This window comes from Actinomadura sp. CNU-125 (assembly GCF_001942465.1).
Classification (GTDB): domain Bacteria; phylum Actinomycetota; class Actinomycetes; order Streptosporangiales; family Streptosporangiaceae; genus Spirillospora.
In genome coordinates this window covers 137,074-154,007 of record NZ_MKJY01000222.1, presented here as the reverse complement: position 1 = coordinate 154,007, position 16,934 = coordinate 137,074, and the positions used below count along the sequence as shown (strand labels likewise).

At 72.1% G+C, this 16,934-nt stretch carries 16 protein-coding genes; 8 read left to right on the top strand and 8 right to left on the bottom strand.

Annotated features, from left to right (window positions below; genetic code table 11):
• Positions 1-4: 4 nt before the first annotated feature.
• Genes BJF79_RS25045 through BJF79_RS25035 form a run of 3 tightly spaced genes read left to right on the top strand, consistent with a single transcriptional unit; the run spans position 5 to position 2,678 of the window.
• Entirely contained in the window at positions 5-838 is an 834-nt protein-coding gene (locus BJF79_RS25045) for a CPBP family intramembrane glutamic endopeptidase (RefSeq protein ID WP_075900940.1), read from the top strand.
• Positions 835-1,977, top strand: coding sequence for a sensor histidine kinase (locus BJF79_RS25040; RefSeq protein ID WP_075900938.1), 1,143 nt, complete (start codon positions 835-837; stop codon positions 1,975-1,977). Before BJF79_RS25045 ends, BJF79_RS25040 begins: the two co-directional genes overlap by 4 nt.
• Complete coding sequence (locus tag BJF79_RS25035; protein ID WP_075900936.1) at positions 1,974-2,678, top strand: response regulator; 705 nt, start codon at positions 1,974-1,976, stop codon at positions 2,676-2,678. Before BJF79_RS25040 ends, BJF79_RS25035 begins: the two co-directional genes overlap by 4 nt.
• A gap of 25 nt (positions 2,679-2,703) precedes the next feature.
• Here the strand turns inward: BJF79_RS25035 and BJF79_RS25030 are convergent, their stop codons facing one another.
• From BJF79_RS25030 to BJF79_RS25010, 5 genes are read right to left on the bottom strand one after another with little or no spacing between them, the layout of a single operon-like run.
• Positions 2,704-3,495: an ABC transporter ATP-binding protein gene (locus BJF79_RS25030; protein ID WP_075900934.1), complete on the bottom strand. Its 792-nt coding sequence runs from the start codon at positions 3,493-3,495 to the stop codon at positions 2,704-2,706.
• A gap of 12 nt (positions 3,496-3,507) precedes the next feature.
• The gene (locus BJF79_RS25025) at positions 3,508-4,566 is read right to left on the bottom strand and encodes an ABC transporter ATP-binding protein (protein ID WP_075900932.1); all 1,059 of its coding nucleotides are present in this window, start codon (positions 4,564-4,566) and stop codon (positions 3,508-3,510) included.
• Positions 4,559-5,452, bottom strand: coding sequence for an ABC transporter permease (locus BJF79_RS25020; RefSeq protein ID WP_075900929.1), 894 nt, complete (start codon positions 5,450-5,452; stop codon positions 4,559-4,561). The genes BJF79_RS25025 and BJF79_RS25020 overlap by 8 nt, the downstream gene beginning before the upstream one ends.
• Complete coding sequence (locus BJF79_RS25015) at positions 5,449-6,408, bottom strand: ABC transporter permease (RefSeq protein WP_075900927.1); 960 nt, start codon at positions 6,406-6,408, stop codon at positions 5,449-5,451. Before BJF79_RS25015 ends, BJF79_RS25020 begins: the two co-directional genes overlap by 4 nt.
• Before the next feature lie 33 nt (positions 6,409-6,441).
• Complete coding sequence (locus BJF79_RS25010; RefSeq protein WP_083733839.1) at positions 6,442-7,953, bottom strand: ABC transporter substrate-binding protein; 1,512 nt, start codon at positions 7,951-7,953, stop codon at positions 6,442-6,444.
• Positions 7,954-8,190: 237 nt separating this feature from the next.
• On the opposite strand from BJF79_RS25010, the gene BJF79_RS25005 reads away from it, so the two are divergent.
• The 3 genes from BJF79_RS25005 to BJF79_RS24995 all read left to right on the top strand — a co-directional run bounded on the left by BJF79_RS25005 (position 8,191) and on the right by BJF79_RS24995 (position 11,168).
• Complete coding sequence (locus BJF79_RS25005) at positions 8,191-9,165, top strand: amidohydrolase family protein (protein WP_075900923.1); 975 nt, start codon at positions 8,191-8,193, stop codon at positions 9,163-9,165.
• Between the two features lie 53 nt (positions 9,166-9,218).
• Positions 9,219-10,376, top strand: a complete 1,158-nt coding sequence (locus BJF79_RS25000) for an amidohydrolase family protein (RefSeq protein ID WP_075900921.1) — start codon at positions 9,219-9,221, stop codon at positions 10,374-10,376.
• A gap of 141 nt (positions 10,377-10,517) precedes the next feature.
• Positions 10,518-11,168, top strand: a complete 651-nt coding sequence (locus BJF79_RS24995) for a TetR/AcrR family transcriptional regulator (RefSeq protein ID WP_075900919.1) — start codon at positions 10,518-10,520, stop codon at positions 11,166-11,168.
• 13 nt (positions 11,169-11,181) lie between these two features.
• Here BJF79_RS24995 and BJF79_RS24990 read toward each other — a convergent pair whose 3' ends face one another.
• Both BJF79_RS24990 and BJF79_RS24985 read right to left on the bottom strand, forming a co-directional pair.
• Complete coding sequence (locus tag BJF79_RS24990) at positions 11,182-12,699, bottom strand: AMP-binding protein (protein WP_075900917.1); 1,518 nt, start codon at positions 12,697-12,699, stop codon at positions 11,182-11,184.
• A gap of 17 nt (positions 12,700-12,716) precedes the next feature.
• Positions 12,717-13,730: an LLM class flavin-dependent oxidoreductase gene (locus BJF79_RS24985; RefSeq protein ID WP_075900915.1), complete on the bottom strand. Its 1,014-nt coding sequence runs from the start codon at positions 13,728-13,730 to the stop codon at positions 12,717-12,719.
• 88 nt (positions 13,731-13,818) lie between these two features.
• On the opposite strand from BJF79_RS24985, the gene BJF79_RS24980 reads away from it, so the two are divergent.
• Positions 13,819-14,373 (top strand): flavin reductase family protein, encoded by a 555-nt coding sequence (locus tag BJF79_RS24980; protein WP_075900913.1) that lies wholly within the window; start codon positions 13,819-13,821, stop codon positions 14,371-14,373.
• 196 nt (positions 14,374-14,569) lie between these two features.
• Positions 14,570-16,156, top strand: a complete 1,587-nt coding sequence (locus BJF79_RS24975) for a class I adenylate-forming enzyme family protein (protein ID WP_075900911.1) — start codon at positions 14,570-14,572, stop codon at positions 16,154-16,156.
• Between the two features lie 42 nt (positions 16,157-16,198).
• On the opposite strand, the gene BJF79_RS24970 is transcribed toward BJF79_RS24975, so the two are convergent.
• Positions 16,199-16,816, bottom strand: coding sequence for a TetR/AcrR family transcriptional regulator (locus tag BJF79_RS24970; protein WP_075900909.1), 618 nt, complete (start codon positions 16,814-16,816; stop codon positions 16,199-16,201).
• Positions 16,817-16,934 lie beyond the last annotated feature (118 nt).

The window sequence follows — 16,934 nt, the reverse complement described above, 5'->3', positions numbered from 1 at the left end:
TCTCATGCGTTTGTTGAAGCAGTTCGCCGCCGTCGCGGTGGTCGCCTTCGCCGGCAGCGCGGCCGTCGGCGCCGTACACGGGAACACGTTCCTCACCCTGGTCTTCGGCCTCGCGACGGCCGTGCTCGCCGTGTGGACGTACGCCTGGGTCGTGCGGCGGACCGAGCGCCGCGCCCCCGCCGAGGTGGGCGCGGACGGCGCCCCCGCCGCCGTCGGACGGGGCATGGCGATCGGCTTCGCCATGTTCACCGCCGTCATCGCGGCCATCGCCGTCTGCGGCGGCTACGGGATCGACGGCTTCGGCTCGGCCTCCGGGGCGATCGCGCTGATCGGCTTCATGGCCGCCGCGGCCGTGACCGAGGAGCTGCTGTTCCGCGGCGTCCTGTTCCGGATCGTCGAGGGACGCATCGGCACCTGGTGGGCGCTGGGGCTCACCGGCCTGGTGTTCGGCCTGTCGCACCTGGCCAACCCGAACGCGAGCCTGTGGGGCGCGCTCGCCATCGCGGTCGAGGCGGGCGGCATGCTCGCCGCCGCCTACGCCGCCACCCGCACCCTGTGGGTGCCGATCGGCCTGCACTTCGCCTGGAACTTCGCCGGAGCGGGCCTCTTCGGCACCGACGTCTCCGGCAAGAGCGAGCACGCGGGGCTGCTCGACGGCGCCACCTCGGGCCCGATGCTGCTCGCCGGCGGCGACTTCGGGCCGGAAGGCAGCCTGTTCGCGGTCCTGGCGGGCGTGGTCCTGACGGTCGTGTTCATGCGGCTGGCCCGCCGCCGCGGCAACGTGGTCCCCCGGCGGCGTACCGGGACGCCCGCTCCGGCCGCTACGCTCGCCCAGTGATCAAGCTCCGACGGGTCGTCGACCTGTGGCGGCGCTGCGACGTCACGGTCCGGGATCTCCCGTTCCCCCTGCTGCTGATCGCCCTGTCCCTGCTGCCCGGGTTCCGGGGCAGCGGGACGCGGTTCGACGGCGTGCCCACCGTCCCCTTCGACGCGCTCGCGATCCTCGTGATCGCCCTCGAATGCCTCCCGCTGGCCGTCCGCCGCCGCTGGCCCGCCGTCTGCCTCGCCCTGGTGGCGCTCGGCTTCGCCATCGACCAGCTCCGCGGCTACCACGCCTTCTCGACCATCGCCCTGCCGGTCGCGCTGATCAGCGCGGGCGCCCACCTGGAGCGCCACCGCCGCCCCGTCATGGCCGCGGCCTCCGCGGCGTACGTGCTGCTGGCGGTCGGCATCCACCAGAGCGGCGCGGACGAGCCGCCGACCGAATACCTGGTCTTCTTCCTGGCGCTCGGCGTCATGTGGGTCATCGGGACCTGGCTGCGCACCACCCGGGCCGCCGAGGCCGACCGCCGCCGCCGCGTCGCCGAGGCCACCCGCGCCGCCGAACGCACCCGCATCGCCCGGGAACTCCACGACGTCGTGACGCACCACGTGACGGCGATGGTCGTGCAGGCCGAGGCCGCGCGCTACCTGACCGCCGCGCCCGACCGTCTCGACGAGACGCTGAGCGCCGTCACCGACACCGGCCGCCGGGCCATCTCCGACCTGCGGCACCTGCTCGACCTGCTCAACCCCGACCACGACGCCGAACCCAAGGCGCCGACCGCCGGCGAACTGCACACGCTCGTGGAGCAGACCCGCCGGGCCGGGCAGCCGGTGGAGTTCACCGAGCACGGCACGTCCGGTGGCGTCACCGGGTTCACGCTCTACCGGGTCGTCCAGGAAGCCCTGACGAACGCCCTCAAGTACGCCCACGGCGGCCGCACCGTGGTCGAGGTCCACTACGGCGAAGAGGAGACGACCGTGCAGGTCAGTACGGCCCCCGGCTCGCGCACCGGATCGCCCGGCGGCAGCGGACGCGGCCTCACCGGGCTCCGCGAACGCGTCGACGCGCTCGGCGGCGAGTTCAGCGCGGACCGCGCACCGGACGGCGACTTCGTCGTGCGGGCCCGCATCCCCGCGGGGAGCACCTCGTGACCGCGCCCGTCCCCGGCGGCCCCGTCCCCGGCGAGCCCGCCGGTGCCGCGCCCGTCCGCGTCCTGGTCTGCGACGACCAGGCGCTGATCCGGATGGGCTTCTCGACGATCATCGACGCGCAGCCCGACCTGGAGGTCGTCGGCGAGTGCGGCGACGGGCGCGCCGCCGTCGACCTCGCCCGCGAACTGAAGCCGGACATGGTCGTGATGGACGTCCGGATGCCGGTCCTCGACGGCATCGAGGCGACCCGCCTGCTCGCCGGCGCCGGGGTGGCCGACCCCGTGAAGGTGCTCGTCGTGACGACGTTCAACCTGGACGAGTACGTCTACGAGGCCCTGCGCGCCGGTGCGAGCGGCTTCCTGCTCAAGGACGCCCCGCCCGCGCAGCTCCTGCACGGCATCCGCACCGTCGCGACGGGCGCCGCGCTGCTCGCGCCCGAGGTGACCCGCAAGCTCGTCGGACGGTACGCCGCGCGCATCCGTCCCGCCGAGGAGAAACCGGCCGACGTCCCGCTGACCCCCCGCGAGCTGGAGGTGCTGCGCCTCATCGCCGACGGGCGGTCCAACGGCGAGATCGCCGCGACCCTCGTGATCAGCCACGAGACCGTCAAGACGTACGTGTCGCGCATCCTCACCAAACTGGACCTGCGCGACCGGGTGCAGGCGGTCGTCTACGCCTACCGCAACGGCCTCGCGACCTGAGTGCGCGAGGGGCGGGCGGGGACGCTCAGCCCACCTTCAGCTCGGGCACCGCGGACAGCAACCGGCGCGTGTAGGGGTGCTGGACGGCGTCCTCGGTGAGCCCCTCGGCGGTGCACTCCTCGACGACCTCGCCCTTGTTCATCACCAGCACCCGGTCGCACACCAGCCGGATGACGCTGATGTCGTGGCTGATCAGCAGGTAGGCCATCCCCTCCTCCCGCTTCAGGTCGAGCAGGAGCCGCAGGATCTGCGCCTGCACCGACACGTCCAGCGCCGACACCGACTCGTCCAGCACCATGAGCTCGGGCGAGACGGCGAGCGCCCGCGCGATCGACGCCCGCTGCCGCTGCCCGCCCGACAGGCTGGACGGGCGCCGCGACGCCACCTGCGCACCGAGCCCCACCCGGTCGAGGATCTCCGCCGCGTCCCGGCGGGCCCGCCCGGCGGGCACGTCCCGCCACAGCCGCAGCGGCTCCGCCACGATCTCCTCGACCGACATGTAGGGGTTCAGCGAGGTGTACGGGTCCTGGAACACCATCTGGACCGTGCGCCAGATCCGCGGGTCGACGCGGCGGCCCGCGTGGACGTCCCGTCCGGCGATCCGCACGCGGCCGGAGTCGGGCCGCGTCAGGCCGCAGATGATCCCGGCCAGGGTGGATTTGCCCGACCCGGACTCCCCGACGATCCCCAGCGACTCCCCGGCGGCCATGGTGAAACCGACCCCGCCGACCGCGACGGTCGGGGTGCCGCGGCGCGGCCAACTCCCGGCACGGAACGTCTTGGTGACCGATTCGACGTCGAGCAGTGCCTCAGACATCGGCGTCCTCCTTCATCGGAGCCTTCGGGGCAGGCCGCCGGGTTCGCCGGGGCCGCCGGGTTCGCCGGGGTCGGTGGGTTCGGCGGCGAGCGCGGGGTCTCCGGCGCGCAGGCACCGGACGGCCCGGCCGGGCGCGTGCTCGGCGAGCGGCGGATGGTCGCCGCCGCACGCGTCGACCGCGAACGAGCAGCGCGGCCGGAACCGGCACCCGGACGCGATCTGCCCCGCCTGCGGAACCGTCCCGGGCAGGGAGTGGACGGTGCCGAGCTCGATGGCGCGTTCGGGGATGCAGCGGGCGAGCGCGTCGACGTAGGGGTGCAGGGCGTCGCCGAGCACGGCGCCGGTGTCGCCGGTCTCCACGAGCTCCCCCGCGTACATGATCAGCAGCCGGTCGCAGCGTTCGCTGACCAGCGCCAGGTCGTGGGAGACGAGCAGGGTCGCGAGCCCGAGGTCGCGGCGCAGCCGGTCGAGCAGGTCCATCACGCTCTGCTGCACCGTCACGTCCAGGGCCGTGGTCGGCTCGTCCGCGATCAGCACCGCCGGGTCCCCGGCGACCGCGATCGCGATCATGACGCGCTGCCGCATGCCGCCGGAGAACTCGAACGGGTACTGCCGGGCCCGTTCCGCGGCCCGTCCGATCCCCACCTCGTCCAGGAGCCGGACGGCCTCCTTGCGGGCGTCGCGGCGGGACAGGCCGGGGCGGCGCAGCCGCAGCGCCTCGGCCACCTGGTCGCCCACCCGCATCGACGGGTTGAGGCTGGTCATCGGGTTCTGGAACACCATCGCCAGCGAGTCGCGCGGCTGCGCCGGGACGCCGTCCCCGGCCACCGCCGTACCGGCGAGCTCGATCCGCCCGGCGGACATCCGGACGCCGCGCGGCAGCAGCCCCGCGACGGCGGCGGCGGTCAGGCTCTTGCCCGACCCCGACTCGCCGACGAGCCCGACCATCTCGCCGGGACGGATCGCGAACGACACGTCGGTCACCAGCGGGGCGGGGGAGGGGCCGCGGTCCAGGCCGATCGTCAGGCCCTCGACCCGCAGCGCGGGTCCGGCGTCCGCGCGGTCAGCCATGCTGTGTCTCCTTGTCCTCGACGTCGCCGAGCAGGTTCAGGCAGAGGATCAGCGCGGTGATCACCGCGGCGGGGATCAGGACCACCCGCGGCTCGGCCGCGAGCATCGCCGACGCGCCGGTCAGCAGGGTGCCCAGGCTCGCGCCCGGCGGCTGGACGCCGACGCCGAGGAAGCTGATGCCCGCCTCCACGACGAGGGCGAGCCCCAGCAGGTAGCTGATCTGCACGGCCACCTGGTCGCGCACCCCGGGCAGCAGGTAGCGCCGCACGATCCGGGTGTGCGAGCAGCCCGACATCCGCCCGGACGTGACGAACGGGCTGACCGCGAGCCGGAGCGTCTCCGCCCGGACCACCCGGTAGATCCGGGGCGCGAAGATCACCCCGAGGGTCACCATCTGCCCCTGGATCCCGGTGCGCAGCGCCGACTGCACCGTCAGCAGCAGGATCAGCGCGGGCACGGTGAGGACCGCGTCGGCGACCCGTCCGGTGATCGCGTCGATCCAGCCCCGGCGGTACCCGGCGAGCAGCCCGGTGGGCACCCCGATGACGGCCGCGACGCCGATCGCGGTGAGCGCGGCGAACATCGAGGTGCGGATCCCCCACAGCAGGCGGCTGAACGAGTCGCGGCCGAGCTGGTCGGTGCCGAGCCAGTGGTCGCCGGACATGCCCGCGAGCGTCTCGGCCACGTCCTGGTCGGTGGGGTCGGCCACCGGGAGGACCGGCACCAGCACCGCGATGAGCAGGCACAGCGCGACGAAGCCCAGCGCCACGGTCCGTCCCCGCCCGAGCCGCCGTACGGGCCGGGCCTTCTCCCGGGCGGCCTTCTCCCGCGCGGGCCTGTCCGGCGCGGGCTTCTCCGGAACGGTCTTCTCCGCGTCGACCTTCATGACCGGCTCCTCGCCTCGGGATTGAGCCACGACGCGACCAGGTCGGCCACCAGGTTCGCGCCGATCACGACCATGGCGAACAGCGCCACGAGCGCCTGCACGACGGGGAAGTCCTGGCCGCGCACCGCGTCCAGCGTCAGCGTCCCGATGCCGGGGATCGCGAACACGACCTCCACCAGCAGCGCGCCCGTGATCAGCACCCCGACCTCCAGGCCGATCACCGTCACCAGCGGCGCGGACGCGTTCCGGCTGACATGCCGGAAGAACACGCCGCGGCGCGAGACGCCCTTCATCCGGGCCGTGTCCACGTAGCCCGCGCCGTACTCCTTGGCCAGCGACGTCCGGAAGGTCCGCATCTGCTGGCACATCAGCGACAGCGCCAAGGCCAGCGCGGGCAGCAGCAGGTACCAGAGCGCGTTGCCGAGGCCCACCTCGGACGGGCTGCGGTAGCCGCCGGAGGGGAACCACGGCAGCCACACCGCGAACACCAGGATGAGCAGGAGCCCGACGAGGAAGTTGGGGACGGCGATGCCCAGCACCGCGATGCCGCGCAGGCCGCGGTCCAGGAGACCGCCGGGCCGCATGCCGATCGCCGAGCCCATCAGCAGCGCCGCCACCACGGCGATCACCATGGCCAGCAGCGACAGCAGCAGCGTCGGCGTCAGGTTCTCCCAGATCAGGTCGGTGACCGAGCCCCGGTGGTGCAGCGACTCGCCGAGGTCGCCGCCGACCGCGTCGCCGAGCCACGCCAGGTACTGCACCACCAGCGGACGGTCGAGGCCCAGATCCTCCCGGACCTGTTCCACCTGCGCCGGGGTGGCGCTCTCCCCGGCGACGACCGACGCCGGGTCGCCGATGGAGAACAGCATCGCGTAGGTGGCGAACGTGACCACGAGCAGGATCGGGACGGCCGCGAGCAGCCGCCTGATCACGAGTTTGACGATCAGTGCCGCCATGGCGTCACCCTCCGGACGGTCGGTGGCATCGGTTCACCCCTCGACGCCGCGGAACGACGGGAACGACGGCGCCCAGGGCGCCTTCCAGCCGGAGACGCCGGGCGCGATGACGTACGCGGTCTCCGGGGTCAGCACCGGCACGTTGATCATGCTCTCGGTGACGACCTCGGAGATCTTCCGGTAGATCTTCATGCGCTCGTCCTGGTCGGTCTCCCGCAGCGCGTCCTTCGCCAGCTTCTCGACCTCCTCGTTCTTCAGGCCGCCCGGGTTGTAGAGGCCCTTGGCCAGCCCGTAGCGGTTGAGGGTGTCGGACGGGTCGAACGCGTTCCCGGTCGCGCCGAACGCCACCGCGACGTTCTTCTCCGCCGTGAACCGGCTGACGACCTGCGGCGGCGCCATGGTGCGGACGGACGCGTCCAGGCCGATCGTCTTCATCTGCTCCTGGACGATCGTGGCGAGCTGCTCGAAGACCTGGTTGCCCGCCACGGTGACGATCTCGACCTTCGCCCCGGCCGCGCCCGCCTCCGTCACGAGCGACTTGGCCTTCTCGACGTCGTGGGGGACCAGCTTGAGCCCGAGGTCGGGGGCGTACGCCTTGGTTCCGGCGCCGAAGAACTGCCCGTTGGGCGTGCACTTGCCGTCCAGCAGGCCCTGGCAGATCGCCTCCCGGTCGAGCGCCAGGTTGACCGCGCGGCGGACGCGGACGTCGTCGAACGGCTCCATGGCGGTGTTGAACGAGAAGAGGTAGTTCTCCGAGCCCGTACTGCGCTCGATCTTGTAGCCGGCGCTCTCGGCCGACTCGATCATCTTCTCGGGGAGGATGGAGACGTCCAGGTCTCCCGAGCGGACCGCGTTGAGCTTGGCGTCGTCGGCGAGGTAGTCGATCTCCAGGGTCGGAGTGGCGGCGGCCTTCTCGTCCCAGTAGCCCTTGTTCGCCGTGTAGACGACCCGGTTGGCCTGGACGCGCTGGAGGGTGTACGGGCCGATTCCGGCCGGCTCCCGGCTCAGGTCGGTCCCGGCGGCGATCGCCTTGTCGGAGATCATCTGCCCGGCCGACCCGGCGAGGACGCGCGGCAGTGCGCCCACCCCGGCGTCCGCCCGGAACCTGACCTCGGCGGCCCCGCGCTCCTCGACGCTCACCCCGGCGAGCTGCGGCGCGTTGGTGCTGCCCTTGAGGGTCTGCGACCGCTCGATGTTGGCCGCGACGGTCTTGGACGTGAACGGCGTGCCGTCCGGGAACGTCAGCCCCTCGCGCAGCGTCATGTCGAGGAACGGGCCCTTGTCGTCCTCGCCCGACGTCCACTCGGTCGCGAGCAGCGGTTCCACGCTCTCGTCGGCCGCGAGGAAGGTCAGCGAGTCGTACAGGGGAGCGGTGTACATGGCCATCTGCCGGAGTGGCAGCAGTGCCGGGTCGAGGGTGGTCTGGGCGAAGGTGGCGCCGACCTTCAGCACCCCGTCGCTCGCCTTGGTCCCGCCGTCCTGGGGGCCGCAGGCGGCGGTCAGTCCGAGGACCGCCGCGACCGCGATCGCCATCCGTCTCTTCATGCTCCGACCACCGATTCTCTCTGGGCGAGATCCCGCGCCGTCCGGTGCCACCTGCGGTGATGACAGATTGATTCCCTGAAAGTGGTTTTATACTCAGTTTTTTCGGGACGGACAAGGGGTCCGGCTTCGGCGGCCGGTCGGGCGGGGTGCCGAAGGACGGCGCTCTGCCGGGCGAGCGGGCGGCGCCGGTCCGCCGAGGGGTTTACTAATTCTAAATTCAGCTTCATACTGTGCGCGATGACGACCAACGGCAAGCCGAAGAAGATCGCCCTCGAAGAGGCGTTCTCACTGCCCGGCATGGGAAGCAAGGTCGGCACGATGGTGGGCGACCCGCACTACCGGGCCGACGCCGTCGAGGGCTGGAACCGCAGGCTCACCGACTTCACCGAGTTCCGCATTCCCGACATGGACGCGCACGGCATCGACGTCCAGGTGCTGTCCCTGACGGCACCCGGAATCCAGGCCGAACCCGACACCGCCGCCGCGATCAGGAACGCGCGCACCGCCAACGACTTCCTGGCCGAGACGATCGCCGCCCACCCGACCCGGTTCGCCGGCCTGGCGGCGCTGCCGCTCCAGGACCCCGCGGCGGCCTGCGCCGAACTGGACCGGGCGATCGGCGGGCTCGGCCTGAACGGCGCCCTGGTCAACGGGCACACCTTCGGCCGGTACCTCGACGAGGAGGAGTTCCGGCCCGTCTGGGCGAAGCTGCAGGAACTGCGCGTCCCGCTGTACCTGCACCCGGGCGCCCCGCCGCAGGACGACTGGCAGGTGTTCCGGGGGCACCCCTACCTCGCCGGTCCCACCTTCGGGTGGGCGGCGGAGACCGCGGCGCACACGCTCCGCCTGATCTACGCGGGCGTCTTCGACGACTTCCCGGACACGACCCTCATCCTCGGCCACATGGGCGAGTTCCTGCCGTTCCAGAAGGCCAGGCTGGACGCCCGGTACGAGTTCATGACGCTGGGGCTCGGCAAGCGGCCGTCCGAGTACCTGGAGCGCAACGTCATGATCACCACGACGGGGGTGTGCTCGGCGGAGGCGCTCACCGGAGCCATCGCGGCAGTGGGCGCCGACAACATCATGTTCGGCGTCGACTACCCCTTCGAGCGCACCGACGTCGCCGTGCGGTTCCTCGACGACGCCCCGATCTGCGCGGCCGACCGCGCGAAGATCGCCCACCGCAATGCCGAGCGGATTCTGCGGCTCTGACCGCCCGCGCCGCGGTTCCCCACTCGCCCGACACGTCGAAAGGAGCGCCCGCCATGGCGGAAGCAGCAGAGGAATGGGCCGTCATCTCGGTGGACGACCACGTCATCGAGCCGGCCGACACCTGGACGTCCCGCGTCCCGGCCAGGTACCGGGACCGCGCGCCCAAGGTGGTCGAGCGCGGGGACGAGGGCATCGCCTGGGACTTCGACGGCGACGTCCGGTTCTTCTCCGGGATGATGTGCTCGGTCGACCGGCTCTCGGCGGAGGAGCGGCGGCGCATCGTCCCCCGGTTCGAGGACCTGTACGACGGCTGCGCGAACGTCGAGCGGCGCATCGAGGACATGGACGCCGCGGGCGTGCTCGCCTCGATGTGCTTCCCCACGATGCCGGGCTTCGGCGGGACCTACCTCAACCTGAACCCCGACCGGGACCTGTCCTACGCCTGCATCCGGGCCTACAACGACTTCATGACGGAGGAGTGGTGCGGGGCCGCCCCCGGACGGCTCATCCCCGCCGTCCTCGTCCCGATGTGGGACCCCGCGCTGGCCGTGCAGGAGCTGGAGCGGGTCGCCCCGCGCGGCGTCCGCAGCGTGGTCTTCTCCGAGCGGCCGCACCACCAGGGCTTCCCGTCCCTCTACGACAGGGACCGCTACTGGGATCCGCTGTTCGCCGCCGCCCAGGAGATGGACCTCCCGCTTTCCTGCCACATCGGCTCGTCGTCCCGGGTGGACTCCCCGGCGGACGGCGACTACCTCACCCACATGAGCGAGGTGTGGCTGAACGCGCCCTACTCCATGACCGAGTACATCTTCTCGGGGACCTTCGACCGTTTCCCGAACCTCCGCGTCGTCTACTCCGAGGCGAGCATCGGCTGGATTCCGTACCAGCTCCAGACGATGGACCGGTACTACGACGACCGTCCGCACTGGGTGGACTCGACGCTGGAGCACCGGCCCAGCGAGTACTTCGGACGCAACGTCTTCGGCGCCTTCATCGACGACCAGGTGGGCACCCGGTTCTTCGCGGACCTCGGCGTGGACGCGGTGATGTGCGAGGTCGACTACCCGCACGGGGACTCGATCTGGCCGGACGTCCGCAAGGCCATCGACGCCCAGCTCGCCGGGCTCCCCGCGGAGGACCAGTACAAGCTCCGGGTGGCCAACGCCGAACGGATCTACGGCTTCCGGCCGTCCGGGCTCGGGCGGCGGTAAGGGGGCGGGCGAAGGCCGGGCCGGACGCGGCGTGCGTCCGGCCCGGCCTTTTCCTGATGATACATTTAGTTTCAGAATGTTGTGGAACCGGTAACGGCGGCCGTCAGGACGGCCACGCCATCCTGTGGAGGACCGAGCGGAATGCCCAACACCCCGAAGGGCCGGCGAACGGAGGCGGCCTTCATCGAGGCGGCGCGCAAGGTGTTCGCCGAGAAGGGCTACTTCAACGCCAAGATCTCCGACATCGCGGAGGCCGCGGGCCGCTCGGCCGGATCGTTCTACAACTACTACGAGAACAAGGAAGAACTGCTCGAAGCGCTGCTCGGCCAGTTCTCGTCCGAAGTGCAGGGCACGACCGCCCGCCTGCACCACAAGGGCGACCCCTACGAGAACATCGTCGAGGCGGTACGCGCCTACTGGCACGGCTACCGGAAGTACCTGCCCGAGATGATCGGGGTCTTCCAGATGTCGATGACCGACCCCGAGTACGCGCGCCGGTGGCGGCGGAACCGCGCCGCGGGCGTCCGCAGCATCGTCGAGGGCATCGCCAGGGCCCGCACCGAAGGGTACGAGCCGGGCCTCGACACCGAGGTGCTCGCGTCCGCGCTGGTGTCCACCCTCGAATCGTTCTGCTGGGTGTGGATGGTCGGCGGAGGCGACGACGACGTCCCGCCCCCGGACGACGAGACGGCGATCCGCACGCTGGCCGCGATCTGGTACCGGACGGTGTTCCACACCGAAGCCGGCGGGGTCCGGGCGCCGGACCCGGCCCCGGAACCCGCCGGCGAGTGAGCGGCGGCGCCGCTCAGCGGGGCCCGCGCAGCTCCCGGCGCAGGACCTTGCCGGACGCGTTGCGCGGCAGGGCGTCCACGACCAGGACGCGGAGCGGGCACTTGTAGTGCGCCAGGCGCTCCCGGCAGAAGGCGATGACCTCGTCCGCCACCGGCTCGGCGCCCGGACGGGGGACGACGACGGCGAGCACCGACTCGCCCCACCGGTCGTGCGGCTCGCCCACCACCGCCGCCTCCAGGATCCGCGGATGCTCGGCGAGGACGTTCTCGACCTCGGCCGGGTAGACGTTCTCGCCGCCGCTGACGATCATGTCCTTGATGCGGGCGGTCAGCCAGAGGAAGCCCGCCTCGTTCAAGTAGCCCCCGTCGCCGGTGCCGAACCAGCCGTCCGCGTCCACCGCCTCGGCCGTCTGCTCCGGTCGGCCCCAGTAGCCCGCCATCAGCCACGGCATCCGCACCACCACCTCGCCGACCTCGCCCGGCGGCAGGACGCGGCGGTCCACCGGATCGACCACCCGGACCTCGGCGCCCGGCACCGCGCGGCCCGCCGACGACAGGTGCGGACCCGCCTCGCGGTGCTCCTCGGCGGCGAGGGTACAGACCATCCCGCCCGTCTCCGTCAGCCCGTAGACCTGGACGAAGTCGCAGCCCAGCGCGTCCCGCGCGGCGGTCAGCAGCGCCGGGGAGATCGGGGAGCTGCCGTAGGCCACCAGCCGCAGCGCGGACAGGTCGTACTCGCCGACCCGCCCGCTGTCCACGAGGATCCGCAGCATCGCCGGGACGAGCTGGGCGTGCGTGGTGCCCTGCTCCCGCAGCGTGCCGAGGACGCGCGCGGGGGACGCGTCGGCGAGCAGCGTCATCCGGGCGCCGAGGCGCAGCCCGTACATCGTCCACATGCCCCCGGCCACATGGAAGACCGGCGCGACGATCAGCAGGACCGGGGACTCCGGCCACTCCCAGCCCGGATGGGCGTCGAGGGCCATGACCCAGCGTTCGGCCTCGTAGACGACGCCCTTGGCCCGGCCGCTCGTGCCCGAGGTGTAGTACAGCAGGGTGGGATCGCCCGCGCGGGTGCCCCGCCCGTCCGTTTCCGCGGGGAAGGCCCCGTACCAGGCGTCGAAGCCGTCCGCCGCCTCGCTCGCGCCGACGACCACGACGGTCGCGGACGAGCCTGCGGGCAGCGAGTCCCGCAGCAGCGGCTCGAACTCCCGCTGGACGACGAACACCGCGGGGCCCGCGTCGGCGATCACGGCCGTCAGCTCCCGGGCGGACAGCCGCCAGTTGAGCGGGTTGGTGACGGCTCCGACGCGTTCGGCCGCCACGTGCAGCAGGGCGTAGTCCGGGTGGTTGCGGCCGAGCCAGGCCACCCGGTCGCCGGGACCGACGCCGGAGGCCGCCAGCCCGGCGGCGATCCGGTCGGCGGCGGCGTCCACGTCCCGGTAGGTCAGCGGCGGCCCGCCGTGGCCCGCGAACGCCACGGCGTCCGGCCGCCGCTTCGCGTGCCCGCGGACCAGGGCTTCGGTGGTGCGCATCGTCGGTGCTCCCTCGCTCAACCCGAGACCTTGGGCATGACCTCGGCGGAGAACAGCTCCATCGACCGCAGCACGTCGTCGTGCGGCAGCCCGCCGATGTCGAACACCGACAGGTGAACGTCCGGGTTCAGCAGTTCCTTGATCCGTAGCAGCCGTTCGGTGACCTCGGCCGGGCTGCCGCAGACGGCCGGGCCGTCGACGACGCGGTCGAAATCGACCTCCGCGTCGACGCCGCGGATGCCGTTCACCCAGGTCGCGTACTGCAGCAGATGCGGGCGCCACTTCTCCCGGGCCGCCCCGCTCGTCGGCCCGACGTGCAGATGGCTGCACGCGCCGACGAATGCGCGGTCCCCGTTGCCCGACGATTCCATGATCTCCCGGTAGAGCGCGACGAGGTCGGCGTAGCTCTCCGGGCGGCGCAGGATGCTCGGCAGGAACAGGGGCCTGCCCCGCTCCGCCGTGCGGCGGACCGAGTCCTCGCTCAGCCCGCTGCCCATCCAGATCCGCGGCGACGCCTGCAGCGGACGGGGCTGCACGGTGAGCCCGTCGAGCGGGGCGCGGAACCGTCCCGTCCAGGTGACCGGCTGCTTCGCCGCCGACCACAGCTCGTCCAGCAGCAGGAGCTTCTCGTCGAGGTTCGCGCGGTCCTCCGCGGGGTCGAAGCCGAAGGCGCGGTAGTGGTCGGGCGAGATCCCGCGGCCGACCATCAGCTCCATCCGCCCGCCCGACAGCAGGTCGAGGGTGGCGTAGTCCTCGGCGACCCGCACGGGGTCGGTCATCGGCAGCAGCACGACCGCCGGGGCCAGCCGGATCCGTTCGGTGCGCTCGGCGATCGCGGCGAGGAGCAATTGCGGCGAGGCGACGATGTAGTCGTTGAAATGGTGCTCGCCCAGCGCGATCATCGCGAACCCGAGCTCCTCGGCCCGCACGCCCATTTCGACGATCGACCGGTGGCGTTCGGCCTGCGACACCCTTTTCCCGTCGCCGGGATCGGGGAGGTGGTCGCCCAGGCTGAGGATTCCCAGTTCCATGTCTGCCCCAATCGGAAGGCTTGAAGAAAACTAGAACTGAAGTTAGTTTCATTTCTGCTGCCTCGTCAACCCCGTGGAAGGAATCCCGATGACGACGCCCGCAGGAACCCCGTCCGCCCCGCTCGCCACCGCCGCGACGGCCCGTCCGGTCGACGCGCGCGCCTTCCGTGACGTCCTCGGCCGTTTCGCCTCCGGACTCGTCGTGATCACCGGCCTCCCGGACGGCGAACCGGCGGGTTTCACATGCCAGTCCTTCACTTCGCTGTCGATCGCCCCGCCGCTCGTCGCCTGCTGCCCGTCCCGGACCTCGGTGAGCTGGCGCCGGATCCGTGCCACGGGGGCGTTCTGCGCCAACGTCCTGTCCGACGGGCAGCGGGCGACGAGCGATCTGTTCGCGCAGCGGCGGGACGACAAGTTCGCGGAGGTCGCGTGGTGCCCCGGCGAGACCGGCGCTCCCCGCATCGAGGGCGCCGTGGCGCACATCGAGTGCGAGGTCGAGAGCGTCCACGCCGGGGGCGACCACGAGATCGTCATCGGGCGGGTGGTGGCGCTCTCCGGCTCCGCCGGACACCGGCCGCTGCTGTTCTACCGGGGCCGCTACGCCGCTCTCGACGGCTCCGGCCGGGACGCGGGCAGGGCTTGACCTGGGCCTACCTCTTGGCGCCACAATCGGAGCGACTCCGCAATCGGGTCCGAGTGGGTCTTGTCACATCTTGAAACTGAACTTAGGATCAACATCCCGAGGTGCGCCGGCCGGCGTGTCCCGGGTGACGACGACCGGGTCCCGGACGGCCGACGGCGTGCTCCGAGCGGCCTGCGATCAAGGATGGTGACCGACCATGACCGAGAGCGTGGCCGAACTCGCGTGGACCGTGGACGACGCCGTCCGCGCACACGCCGCGGCCCGTCCGGACGACATCGCCTTCGTCGGCCGGGACCGCGACCTGACCTGGCGCGAACTGGACGAAGCCGCCGACCGCGCCGCCGGCCTGCTGGAACGGCGGGGAATCGGCCCCGGTGACCGGGTGGGCTGGCTCGGCAAGAACGACATGGGCTACCCGGTGACGCTGCTCGGCGCGTGGCGCCGCAGAGCCGCGCTCGTCGGGCTGAACTGGCGCCTGCCCGTCCCCGGCCTCGCGGCCTCGGCCGGGGCCGTCGACCTCGCCTACCTGGTGGCGGGCGCCGAGTTCGCCGACATCGCGCCGTCGGTCATGCCCGCGGACCGCTGCCGGATCCTCGACCAGGCCGCCCTGCCGTGGCCGGACGAGCCGGCGGGCGAACGGCTCGCCCCGCTGCCGGGCGACGAGGCATTGATCTACTACACCTCCGGCACGACCGGCGCCCCCAAAGTGGTCCCGCTGACCCACGAGGCCGTGGCGAGCACCCTCCGGTACGCGGACGTGCACGGGTTCGGCCGCGACTCCCGGCTGCTGATCGTCCCGCCGGTGTTCCACGCGGCGGGCGCGACCTGGATCCAATACGGGCTCGAAATCGGCGCGACCCAGGTGCTCTCCGCGGACGCGACGCCCCCCGGGCTCGTCCGCACGCTGTCGGAGCAGCGGATCACGCACGTCATCCTCGTGCCCGCGCTGATCAGAGCCGTCCTCGATCGGCTCCGCTCCGAACCGACGCCGCTGCCGCACCTCCGGCACGTCGGCTACGGCACGTCCGCCATCGCCGGGGCGCTGCTGGACGAGGCGATCGACGCGCTCGGCTGCGAGTTCGGCCAGGTCTACGGGATGACCGAGGGCGGCGGCGGACTCTGCTTCCTGTTCCCCGCGGACCACCGGCCCGGCGGAGCGCACCCCGAGCGGCTCGCGTCCGCCGGGCGTCCCGGCCCCGGCGTCGACCTCAGCGTCCGGGACGTGGCGACGGGCGCGGAACTGCCCGCGGGCGAGTCCGGCGAGCTGTGGTTCCGCGCGCCCAGCATGACCCGCGGCTACCTGGGCGATCCCGCGGCGACCGCCCGGACGATCGTCGACGGCTGGCTCAACAGCCGCGACATCGGCTACGTCGACGCGGACGGCTACGTCTACGTGCGCGGACGGTCCGACGACATGATCGTGACGGGCGGCGAGAACGTGCACCCCGCCGAGGTCGAGAACACGATCGTCCGGTTCCCGGCCGTCCAGGAGTGCGCGGTGTACGGCGTCCCGGACGAGCGGTGGGGGCAGCGGGTGTGCGCCTCGGTCGTGCCGCGGACCCCGGGCCTGACGTCCGACGAGGTCCGCGCGTACTGCCGTGAGCACCTGCCCGGCTACAAGGTGCCGAAGCTGATCCGGATCGTCGGCGAACTGCCGCGCAACGCGACCGGCAAGGTCCTGCGCTCACGCCTCGTCGAGGACACCGCCGAGGACACCGCCGAGGCCGCCGCCGAGGACACCGCCCGAGAGGCGGCCGTGGCGGACACCGTCGCCCAGGGATGACCCGAACCCTGAACCGCTAACGGCGCGGACGAGCCCCGGGGGTCACTCCCCGGGGCTTCGGTGGTAGACCGTGCGGTACCAGAGCAGGCTGAGCGTCTCGATGGCGGCTTCCTCGTCCGGGGCGTCCACGTCGGTGTCGCCGCCCGCCGCGAGCCAGACCCAGCAGAACGACTCCAGCGTCGAGACGATCGCCGAGGCGAGCAGCCCGGGCGCGACTCCGGCCGGGTGGCCCGACTTCTCGGCGTTCCTGATCCCCGCCCGCACCACGCGGATGCCGATGGCGCGATGCTCCCGCCACCGTTCGGCGAACGCCTCGTCCGTCATGGACATCTGGAACACGCCCACCATCTCCGCGAGGTACTTGCGGTAGGTGGTCCAGTACGCCCGGACGGCGGCGCGGATGCCCTCCATCGGGTCGTCGCTCTGGTCGCGGAACGAGTTCTCGAGAACCTCCAGCGAGAACTGCTTCAGCAGCGCCTGGAGCAGCTCTTCCTTGTTCTCGTAGTAGTTGTAGAACGAGCCCGGAGACTTGCCCGCGGCCGCGGCGATGTCGGCGATCTTCGCGTTGAAGTAGCCCTGTTCGGCGAAGACCTTCCGCGCGGCTTCGAGGAACGCCGCCTCGGTCCGCTGTCCCTTCGGCGTGGGCGGCCTCGTGGTCATCCTCCAACCCTCCTGATGACGGCGGGACGTCGGCTCCCGCGCGTGGTGGAGCGACCGAGTCTAAGTGATGCCGCATTCAGCGCGCCGCTCCGACACGTTGACTAAAACTGAATTTAGC

Excerpts from the sequence above, each read along its gene's own strand:
- BJF79_RS25045 (WP_075900940.1), top strand. The coding sequence starts at position 5 with ATGCGTTTGTTGAAGCAGTTCGCCGCCGTCGCGGTGGTCGCCTTCGCC.
- BJF79_RS25030 (WP_075900934.1), bottom strand. The coding sequence starts at position 3,495 with ATGTCTGAGGCACTGCTCGACGTCGAATCGGTCACCAAGACGTTCCGT.
- BJF79_RS25025 (WP_075900932.1), bottom strand. The coding sequence starts at position 4,566 with ATGGCTGACCGCGCGGACGCCGGACCCGCGCTGCGGGTCGAGGGCCTG.
- BJF79_RS25020 (WP_075900929.1), bottom strand. The coding sequence starts at position 5,452 with ATGAAGGTCGACGCGGAGAAGACCGTTCCGGAGAAGCCCGCGCCGGAC.
- BJF79_RS25015 (WP_075900927.1), bottom strand. The coding sequence starts at position 6,408 with ATGGCGGCACTGATCGTCAAACTCGTGATCAGGCGGCTGCTCGCGGCC.
- BJF79_RS25010 (WP_083733839.1), bottom strand. The coding sequence starts at position 7,953 with ATGAAGAGACGGATGGCGATCGCGGTCGCGGCGGTCCTCGGACTGACC.
- BJF79_RS25005 (WP_075900923.1), top strand. The coding sequence starts at position 8,191 with ATGACGACCAACGGCAAGCCGAAGAAGATCGCCCTCGAAGAGGCGTTC.
- BJF79_RS25000 (WP_075900921.1), top strand. The coding sequence starts at position 9,219 with ATGGCGGAAGCAGCAGAGGAATGGGCCGTCATCTCGGTGGACGACCAC.
- BJF79_RS24995 (WP_075900919.1), top strand. The coding sequence starts at position 10,518 with ATGCCCAACACCCCGAAGGGCCGGCGAACGGAGGCGGCCTTCATCGAG.
- BJF79_RS24990 (WP_075900917.1), bottom strand. The coding sequence starts at position 12,699 with ATGCGCACCACCGAAGCCCTGGTCCGCGGGCACGCGAAGCGGCGGCCG.
- BJF79_RS24985 (WP_075900915.1), bottom strand. The coding sequence starts at position 13,730 with ATGGAACTGGGAATCCTCAGCCTGGGCGACCACCTCCCCGATCCCGGC.
- BJF79_RS24980 (WP_075900913.1), top strand. The coding sequence starts at position 13,819 with ATGACGACGCCCGCAGGAACCCCGTCCGCCCCGCTCGCCACCGCCGCG.
- BJF79_RS24975 (WP_075900911.1), top strand. The coding sequence starts at position 14,570 with ATGACCGAGAGCGTGGCCGAACTCGCGTGGACCGTGGACGACGCCGTC.
- BJF79_RS24970 (WP_075900909.1), bottom strand. The coding sequence starts at position 16,816 with ATGACCACGAGGCCGCCCACGCCGAAGGGACAGCGGACCGAGGCGGCG.